Source organism: uncultured Parolsenella sp. (genome assembly GCF_958346945.1).
Lineage (GTDB): Bacteria > Actinomycetota > Coriobacteriia > Coriobacteriales > Atopobiaceae > Parolsenella.
Genome location: NZ_CATVTL010000005.1, coordinates 124,732 through 132,976, shown reverse-complemented (window position 1 = coordinate 132,976; position 8,245 = coordinate 124,732). Strand labels below are relative to the sequence as shown.

The 8,245-nt window shown below is 66.7% G+C and carries 6 protein-coding genes; 1 reads left to right on the top strand and 5 read right to left on the bottom strand.

Annotation, left to right across the window (positions count from 1 at the left end):
• Positions 1–462: 462 nt before the first annotated feature.
• The 4 genes from Q3866_RS04960 to Q3866_RS04945 all read right to left on the bottom strand — a co-directional run bounded on the left by Q3866_RS04960 (position 463) and on the right by Q3866_RS04945 (position 5,329).
• Complete coding sequence (locus Q3866_RS04960) at positions 463–1,362, bottom strand: site-specific tyrosine recombinase XerD (protein WP_301830071.1); 900 nt, start codon at positions 1,360–1,362, stop codon at positions 463–465.
• 154 nt (positions 1,363–1,516) lie between these two features.
• Entirely contained in the window at positions 1,517–3,166 is a 1,650-nt protein-coding gene (locus tag Q3866_RS04955) for a CTP synthase (protein ID WP_293673736.1), read from the bottom strand.
• A 265-nt stretch (positions 3,167–3,431) separates the two neighbouring features.
• On the bottom strand, positions 3,432–4,253 hold the full coding sequence (locus tag Q3866_RS04950; protein ID WP_301830069.1) for a Cof-type HAD-IIB family hydrolase: 822 nt from the start codon (positions 4,251–4,253) through the stop codon (positions 3,432–3,434).
• A 146-nt stretch (positions 4,254–4,399) separates the two neighbouring features.
• On the bottom strand, positions 4,400–5,329 hold the full coding sequence (locus tag Q3866_RS04945) for a DMT family transporter (protein WP_301830066.1): 930 nt from the start codon (positions 5,327–5,329) through the stop codon (positions 4,400–4,402).
• Positions 5,330–5,567: 238 nt separating this feature from the next.
• On the opposite strand from Q3866_RS04945, the gene Q3866_RS04940 reads away from it, so the two are divergent.
• The gene (locus tag Q3866_RS04940) at positions 5,568–6,458 is read left to right on the top strand and encodes a LysR family transcriptional regulator (RefSeq protein ID WP_301830065.1); all 891 of its coding nucleotides are present in this window, start codon (positions 5,568–5,570) and stop codon (positions 6,456–6,458) included.
• A gap of 203 nt (positions 6,459–6,661) precedes the next feature.
• Here Q3866_RS04940 and Q3866_RS04935 read toward each other — a convergent pair whose 3' ends face one another.
• A complete protein-coding gene (locus Q3866_RS04935) occupies positions 6,662–8,143 on the bottom strand; it encodes a DUF1846 domain-containing protein (RefSeq protein ID WP_301830064.1) in 1,482 nt (493 codons plus the stop codon).
• Between the last annotated feature and the right edge of the window lie 102 nt (positions 8,144–8,245).

Sequence of the window (8,245 nt, the reverse complement as noted above, 5' to 3'; positions counted from 1 at the left end):
CCCAAATTGGCCGCCTGCAGCAATGTGCCGATTTCTGCAAGGCGCCACGACGCCAAAACATGTCCCTTGCAGCAAATGGCTGGTTCTGGCAAGGAGTCCCTCTTCCCTCACAGAGAGGATCAATGCCAAATGTTGCAAACTGCGGTTCTTGCCGGTCGGTTTTGCACAAAGGCGCGGTTCTTGCCGCGTCTCGGCCCCTACTTGGCCCTTTTCGCGGAAAGAACCGCAACGATGTGCATTTCTGCGCGGCAAGAACCACTGGTTTGATACAAACGGCAGGCAGGGCAGCGCACGGGAAGAGCGAAGGCGGCACGCTAAGGGCTCTCCGGCCTGTGGGACGGCCCCACCCTGTCAGCGCACGAGAAGAGCTGTGGCACGCCAAAGGGGCATGCGCCCAAGCCGTCGGGACGCCATGCGAGAAGAGCGGCGATATCGTGGGCCCCGACAGGTAACCGGCAGCGGCTACGCGTTGGCGCGGGGGTGGGCCTCCATGTAGACCTCGCGCACGTGGGTGCGGTCGAGGTGCGTGTAGAGCTGCGTCGTCGAGATGTCGGCATGTCCCAGCAGCTCCTGGACGATGCGCAGGTCGGCCCCGCCCTCGAGCATGTGGGTCGCAAAGCTGTGTCTCAGCGTGTGCGGGTGCAGCCCCTCGATGCCCACGACCGTCCCGGCCTTGGCCACCAGCGCGTGCACGCTCTGCCTCGACAGGCGCCTGCCACGGTTGTTGAGGAACACCGCGCTGCTCGACACGCGCGAGCTCACCAGCTGCGGGCGCCACGTCTCGAGGTACTCGCCCAAGACGCTGGCCGCCGAGCCCACGATGGGCACGACGCGCTCCTTGTCGCCCTTGCCCACCACGCGCAGCATCTGCTCGTCGAGCATCACCTGACGCAGGTCAAGCCCACACAGCTCGGACACGCGCAGTCCGCAGCCATAAAGCACCTCGACGATCGCGTGGTCGCGCTGACCCGCGGGCGTCTCGGGAAAGGGTTGGTCGAGAAGGGCGGCGGCCTGCTCGCGGCTGATCACGTCGGGCAGGCGGTCGGGCTTCTTGGGCAGGGGCAGGTCGGCCGCGGGGTGGTTGTCGGCGATGCGCTCGGCCACCATGAAGCGGTGGAACCCCTTGATGGCAGACACCGCGCGCTCGACGCTCGAGATGGCAAGGCCGCTCTCGCGCAGGCGGCGCACGTGTGCCTCGATGCGCTCGCGCGTGACCTGCTCGGGGCGCGTCACGCCGTCGCGGCGAAGTCCCGCGAGGTAGCTGCGCAGGTCGCGGCCATAGGCCAGCACGGTGTTGCGCGAGCAGCCGCGTTCGACCGCCACGTAGTTGAGGTACTCCTTGAGCGCACGAGAAAGTTCCAAGTTGGTCCGCCCCCACGGATCGCCGCAGCCACGATGAGCGCGGCGCGGATGAACGAGTCGCCCCAGGCACGGGGCCCAGGGCGACATAATACTAGCGTCAGTCCGACGGGCGCAGGCACTCAACTCGATGAACGCCCACGAGAAATCGACGGGTCTACTCCCCCGGGGTCACCTCGTGGCGGTCGACGCCCTCGTGGCGGGCGATCGCGGCACGCACGAACTCGCGGAACAGCGGCTGCGGGCGCGTTGGGCGGCTCTTGAACTCGGGGTGGAACTGCGCGGCAACGAACCACGGGTGCACGTCCTCGGGCAGCTCGACCATCTCGACGAGGCGGTCGTCGGGCGAGACGCCGGAGAAGGTGAGGCCGGCCTGGTGCAGCTTGTCGCGGTAGGCGTTGTTGACCTCGAAGCGGTGACGGTGGCGCTCGTAGACGAGCTCCTCGCCATAGGCCTCACGGGCAAGCGTGCCCTCGGCGACCTTGCAGGGGTAGGCGCCCAGGCGCATGGTGCCGCCCTTGGAGGTGACGTCCTCCTGGTCGGGCATGAGGTCGATCACCGGGTACTCGCAGTCGGGCACGAACTCGGTGGAGCTGGCGCCCGGCATGCCGGCGACGTTGCGGGCGTACTCGCAGACGGCCACCTGAAGGCCGAGGCAGATACCCAAGAACGGGGTCTTGGTCGTGCGGGCGCGGTGCGTGGCGAGGATCTTGCCCTCGAGGCCGCGGATGCCAAAGCCGCCGGGCACGAGGATGCCGTCGGCGTCGCCCAGGACCTGCTCGACGTCGGCCTCGGTAAGGTTCTCGCCGTCGATGAGGTTGATGTCGACGTGGCGGCCGTAGTAGACGCCGGAGTGGTGCAGGGCCTCGATGACCGAGAGGTAGGCGTCGGGCAGCTGGGTGTACTTGCCCACCACGGCGATCTTGGTGACGTCGGACTTGGCGTTGGCCTCGTGCATGCGGCTCGTGAAGCCGTACCACTCGCTCATGTCGCTCTTGCGCGGCTCGAGGCCCAGGCGCTCGCAGACCTTGAGGTCAAAGCCCTGGTTGGCGAGGTGCTGCGGCACGTCGTAGATCGAGGCGCAGTCGGAGTTCTCGAAGACGCAGTCGGGCTCGACGTCGCAGAAGCTCGCGATCTTGGCGCGGATTGACTCGTCGACCTCGTGGTCGGAGCGGCACATGATGAAGTCGGGCTGGATGCCCATGGAGCGCAGCTCGCGCACGGAGTGCTGGGTCGGCTTGGTCTTGACCTCGTGGGCTGCGGCGATGTAGGGCACGAGACTCACGTGGATGAGGCAGCAGTCGGCGGCGCCCTTCTCCTTGCGGAACTGGCGGATGGCCTCGACGAAGGCCTGGCCCTCGATGTCGCCGATGGTGCCGCCGAGCTCGGTGATCACGACGTCGGCACCGGTCTGCTCCTCGACGCGGCGGAAGCGCTCCTTGATGGCGTTGGTGACATGCGGGATGACCTGCACGGTGCCGCCCAGGAAGTCGCCACGACGCTCGCGGGCGATGAGGCTCTGGTAGATGGCACCGGTGGTGAAGTTGGAGTTGCGCGTGAGGTTCTCGTCGATGAAGCGCTCGTAGTGGCCCAGGTCGAGGTCGGACTCGTAGCCGTCCTCGGTAACGAAGACCTCGCCGTGCTGGAACGGGCTCATCGTGCCCGGGTCAACGTTGAGGTAGGGGTCGGCCTTCTGCATCATGACCTTGTAGCCGCGGCTTTTGAGCAGGCGACCGAGCGAGGCAGCGGTGATGCCCTTGCCAAGGGACGAGACGACGCCTCCGGTTACGAAGATGTGCTTTGTCATGCGAGGAAACCTTCCCGTAGATACCAACATTTCTCTTTCTACGGGTCTTCATCCTAGCACCGCGCAAGGAGCGCGGCGGGCGCGCGGACCAATTCATTATTTGTTAACGCTTTGTACGCCGAGGGGGCGTACGCAAGCGAGGGGCGTGCATGAGAAAGCGGCCAGCCCCTGTGGGCCAGCCGCTCCCCCATTAAGTGCCACACTAGCCATCAGCTGGTCTTATGGTGCGAGAAGTGCGTAAGGACGCCACGCGCGGCACCGCTCCTTACGCGAGCAGGTAGCGGCGAATCGCCTCCGCCACGCCGTCGTGGTCGTTGTCGGCCACCTGCACGTCCGCGGCGGCGACGGCCTCGGGAAGGGCGTTGCCCATCGCCACGCCAAGGCCCGCCGACCGCAGCATCGACAGGTCGTTCTCGGCGTCTCCCACGGCGATGGTCTGGTCGTTGTCGATACCCAGGATCTGCGCGAGACGGGCCACGCCCTGGCCCTTGTCGATGCCGCGCGCCGTGAACTCCATGGTCGAGCGCTCGGCGTTGGTGATCACGACGTCGTCGCCCTCGAGCAGCTCGCGGCAGCGGTCGCGGGCCTCGACGCTCGCGAAGTGGAAGTTGAGCTTGGAGAGGTTGCCGCGCAGCTCGCGGGCAAGGGCGTGGGCGTCATCGACCATGGTGCAGGTCTTGCGGTAGAGGCCGGCGTAGGCGCCCACGCCGACCTCCTCCACGTGCTCGACCTCATCGGGCTGCATGTAGACGTTGGCACCGCTCGTTACCTCGAGCAAGAAGAAGCCGAGGCCCTCGGCCACCTCGAGCGCGCGGTCGACAAAGGCGGGGTCGAGACACTGCTCGAACATGGTCTTGTCCTGCTCGAGGTCATAGATTGTGGCGCCGGCGCAGCAAATTGCGTAGCGAACGCCGGGCAGGTCGTCCTTGTAGAGGGCCACCATCGCAGGGCAGCGGCCCGAGCTGATGGCGACGGCCTTGCCGGCATCGGACGCACGGCGGATGGCGTCGAGCGAGCTGGGTAGCACGCGCTTCTTCGAGTCGAGCAGCGTTCCGTCCATGTCGAGCGCAATGAGCTGGTAAGCCATGAATCCCCCCGGATAGCATTGTGGCCCTGCGGTGGCTCCAACGATACCCGAAGGAGCGGCCGCGGGGCCACGAGAGACGAAGTTTGATGTGAGCGGGCAGGGTTGAAAGGCATGACCGTCTCGGCAGCGTCCTTCTCGGACAGGGGCTAGGCCGCGGCGAGGCGGTGGTGACGGCGCTCGCGCAGGCGGTCGACGAGCTGGTCGCCCAGCTCGGAGTAGAGGGCGCCACCCAGCACGAGGCACGCGCCGGCGACGTTGGCCATGCTCATGGGCTCGCCCAGTAGCACGGCGGAGAGCACCACGGCCGAGAGGGGCTCGAGGTAGCCGCAGACCGCGACGCGCGTCACGGGCAGCTCGCCCATCGAGGAAAAGTACATGAAGCAGCCAAGACCCGTGTTGACGAGGCCAATACAGAGGATGGCTCCCACGTTGAGATGAGCGAGCTCAGCGGCGCTCGGAGCGGCAAGGGTGCCTGCGACGGCGCATCCCACGAGGTAGACGGCCACGGCAGAGAAGCTGCCGCACAGCTGCAGCGCGGAGCACTCGACGCCCCCGATAAAGTTCACCTTCTTGGAGAAAATCACCATGACAGCGTACATGACCGCGCTCATGGCGCCCAGGAAGATGCCCATGGGCTGGATGGCGCCGCCCGCACCGCCTCCCACCACGAGAAACGCGCCGCAGATGACGGCGACAAACCCCAGCAGCTTCCGGGCCGTGAGACGCGTGCCAAAGAGTACGGGCGAGAGGACCATGACGATGACGGGGCCACAGTAGAAGAGCAGCGACGCCGTGCCCACGCCCACGTAGCGGTAGGCCTCGAAGAGGAAGAGCCACGCAACGCCCAGGGCGGCACCCGATACCAGCAGGTAGAGGGCTTCGCGCGGGTGGCTGGGCGCCTGCAGGTTGGCGCGGTTGCGGCGACTCGCGAGCACTACGCCCGCGAGCAGCGCGGCGCCCAGGGTCACGCGCGCCAGCACGATGAAGATGCTCGGCAGGTCGATCATCGAGGCGACGATGCCGTTGGAGCCAAAGAGGACGAGCGAAGCGAGGTACTTCTTGCTGGCGTTGGACATGGGAAGGGCGCTTCCTTGCTGCGTGCGGGCGATTTTCCGTACCCCAGTGTGACAGCGCCCATGCTAGGATAAAAGCGCATGTTTGGCATACTTGCTAGCACAATATCGCATGGCATGCGTGTCAAGGGGGACGGGCCTGTTGGCACGCATTAGGCCAAAGGCGAGCATGACAACGGGGACGTGCCTTTTGCCATATGACAGAAGGCACGCCCCCAGTGTCATAGGCCAGAGAGAAAGGATGACCGTGGACGCGGCGATCCAGAAGTATCAGGCGCTCAGCTGCGCCGTTCGTCTCGGCAGCATCAGCGCCGCGGCCCACGAGCTGGCCTACAGCCAGTCGGGCGTCTCGCGCATGATCGCAGACCTCGAGCGCGAGTGGGGCTTTGCCGTGCTCGAGCGCGGCCGGCGCGGCGTGCGTCTTACGGAGGATGGCGCGCTCGTGATGCCCTTCGTCGAGGTGCTGTGCGAGGACCACCGACGCCTCGTTGAGCGCGTGGGCGAGGTCGTGGGCCTCGAGCGCGGCCACATCACCATCGGCACCTTCTCGAGCGTGGCGACCCACGTGTTGCCCGACGCCATCGGGCGCTTCCAGGCGGCGCACCCCGCCATCGAGTACGAGCTGCGCATGGGCGACTACAACCAGATCGAAGAGTGGGTGGCCGAGGGCGTCGTCGACTTTGGGTTTCTCCCCTACCCGCCCCAGACGCCGCGCGAGGGCCTGGCACGCGAGGAGGTGCTGGTGGACGAGCTGCTCGCCGTGATGCCGGCCCGCCACGAGCTGGCCGCCGGGACGTGCGTGACGCTCGCCGACCTCTGCCGCGACCCGTTCATCCTGCTCGAACGCGGCGATAACAACGAGATCAGCCCGCTGTTCGAGGCGGCCGGCCTTACGCCCGCGACCAAGCTCGCCACCTGGGACGACTACGCCATCATGAGCATGGTCGAGAACGGCCTGGGCGTCTCGATTCTGCCGGCGCTGATCCTGCGCCGCTGCCCCTACGCCATTGAGACGCGCCCGCTCGAGCCCGCCGTGACCCGCAGCATCTGCGCCGTCTTTCGCCCGGGCCTGCTGAGCCACGCGGCCCGCGCCTTCCTCGACTGCCTCACGCAGGGCACGAGGCAGGCCTAGCGTCGCCCGCCGGGCGAAACGGCCAGCCATCTGGCGACAGAGCCCCGCTCATCCGATTTAGGTATTGGGAGGCTCTCCGGCGCGTAGATCGGATGAACGAACGAGCGGCGGCAGACAAAAGGGGCGGCGAGGGATCGAACTCCCCCGCCGCCCCGCGTCTACCTTGCTTGAGGCGTTGCAGCAGTCTGGCGCCGCGCACTCGCCTACTTGTGGAAGTAGCCGCTGCGCTCGTACTTGGGCTCGCAGCAAACGTTGATGCCCAAGCGGCGAAGCAGCTGCTCGTCGGTGGTGCTGATGATCACCGAGAAGAACGCGTCGCAGCCGCGCAGCTGCGAGAGGCCGTCGAGCACACGCGCGGCCGTCTCGTCGGTCGCCGAGGTGATCGAGAGCGCCATGAGCGTCTCGTCGGTGTGCAGGCGCGGGTTCTTGCTGCCCAGCGCGCGCGTCTTGAGGCGGCTGATGGGCTCGATCGCGTCATCGGAGATGACCTCGACGTCCAGGTCGACGCCCGCGACGGACTTGAGCGCATTCATGAGCAGCGAGCTCGCGCAGCCCAGGCGCGTCGACGTCTTGCCCGTGACGACCGAGCCGTCGGGCATGACCATGGCACCGGCGGGCGCGCCCGTGACCTGCTCGCGCGTGAGGGCGGCGGAGCGGGCCGGCGAGTAGTTCTTGTCGACGCCCGCCTTCTTCATGATGATCTCGAGGCGCTCGACCTGCTCGGAGCCGGTGCCCGTGCGCTTAACCGTCTCGAGGGCCGAGAAGTAGCGGCGCACGATCTCCATCTTGGAGGCGTCGCGGCAGGCCTCGTCGTCGCTGATGGCAAAGCCCACCATGTTGACGCCCATGTCGGTGGGACTCTGGTAGGGGCTCTCGCCCAAGATCTTGTCCATCAGGGCGCGCACCACGGGGAAGGCCTCGACGTCGCGGTTGTAGTTGACCGTGGTCTTGCCATAGGCCTCGAGGTGGAACGGGTCGATGATGTTGGCGTCGTCGAGGTCTGCGGTGGCGGCCTCGTAGGCGATGTTTACGGGGTGCGTGAGCGGCAGGTTCCAGACGGGGAAGGTCTCGAACTTGGCGTAGCCGGCCTCGACGCCGCGCTTGTGCTCGTGGTAGATCTGCGACAGGCACGTGGCGAGCTTGCCGGAGCCCGGGCCGGGCGCCGTCACGACGACGAGCGGGCGCGTGGTCTCGACGTAGTCGTTCTTGCCATAGCCCTCGTCGGAGACGATGAGGTCGACGTTGTGGGGGTAGCCCTCGATGGGATAGTGCAGCTTGCAGGAGATGCCCAGGCCCTCGAGGCGGTGGCGGAAGGCGTCGGCCGCAGCCTGACCGGCGTACTGGGTGATGACCACGGCGGCCACCGCCATGCCGTTGCCGCGGAACAGGTCGACGAGGCGCAGGACGTCCTCGTCGTAGGTGATGCCCAAATCGCCGCGGGCCTTGTTCTTCTCGATGTGGTTGGCGTTGATGGCGATGATGACCTCGACGTCGTCGGCGAGGCTCTTGAGCATGCGGAACTTGACGTCGGGCTCAAAGCCAGGCAGGACGCGGCTCGCGTGGTAGTCGTCGAACAGCTTGCCGCCAAACTCGAGGTAGAGCTTGCCGCCAAACTGGCCCACGCGCTCGCGGATGTGCTCGGCCTGCAGCTCGATGTACTTGTCGTTGTCAAAACCCTGTCGCATGTGGCCTCCCCAAAAGCGCCGAGGCGACCGCGGGGCGCACTCCCCCGTCGCGCGCGGCTATCATAAGTGCAACATATAGACTTTACCTGACTGGAGGCCCCA